At 47.2% G+C, this 892-nt stretch carries 2 protein-coding genes; both read left to right on the plus strand.

From position 1 onward, the window contains the following. A partial coding sequence (locus tag A3729_RS25525; protein WP_231877507.1) for a GDSL-type esterase/lipase family protein occupies positions 1–394 on the plus strand: 394 nt, incomplete at its 5' end. 13 nt (positions 395–407) lie between these two features. Beyond that, the coding region (locus A3729_RS25530; protein ID WP_197476095.1) for a peptidogalycan biosysnthesis protein at positions 408–892 on the plus strand (485 nt) is incomplete at its 3' end.

Raw genomic sequence — 892 nt, forward strand, 5'->3', positions numbered from 1 at the left:
TTATCGTTTAGGTAAGGCCTTATCAACTCATCAGCCCGTTATCGTCATTATTGAACTTGGCGGAAACGATGGTTTACGAGGAACCCCGGTTAGGCAGATTCGTAATAACCTAGAAGCGATGGCAGTGATGTCACAAGAGGCTGGAGCCCAAGTAATATTGCTAGGCATGCAGATACCGCCTAACTATGGTGACCGTTATACCAAAGCCTTTGCGAATATATACTCAGACCTGGCATTGCAAATGGATCTATCCTTAGTTCCCTTCTTATTGGAAGGGGTTGCTGGTGTTGAAGGTATGATGCAAGACGATGGTATTCATCCGACGGAAAGCGCGCAACAAACGATGTTTGAGCACGTAGACAAAGTATTGGATACTTTGCTTTCAGCTAAATAAGTGTGGCAACAGGATGACTATTGAGTTCCGTTACGTCACCTCAATTGCTGAGGTGGGAGAGCAGGCCTGGAATTCCTTGGCAGGTGAGGGCTACCCCTTTGTGCGCTACCACTTTCTCGATGCCTTGGAAAAAACACAAGCGGTTGGTGGATGCTCAGGATGGTTGGTGCATCACCTCATGGCTTATCAGGGCGATACATTGGTCGCCGCTGTTCCTAGCTATGTTAAGCAGCATAGCTATGGTGAATACGTCTTTGACCATGCTTGGGCGAATGCTTACCATCAATATGGATTGGCTTATTATCCCAAGTTAGTTTCAGCCATTCCTTTCACCCCCATTACCGGTTCACGGATACTTATACGAGAGGGTATTGATCATAGCGCCGTGATTACGGCCTTGCATGACTTTGCTCCAAAGCATTGTCATGAGCAAGGCTACTCGGGTTGGCATCTGTTATTCCCTGGTTCAGAACTATCGACAGTCTTCAAGCCTCCGGT

It is taken from the genome of Oleiphilus sp. HI0043 (assembly GCF_001634935.1).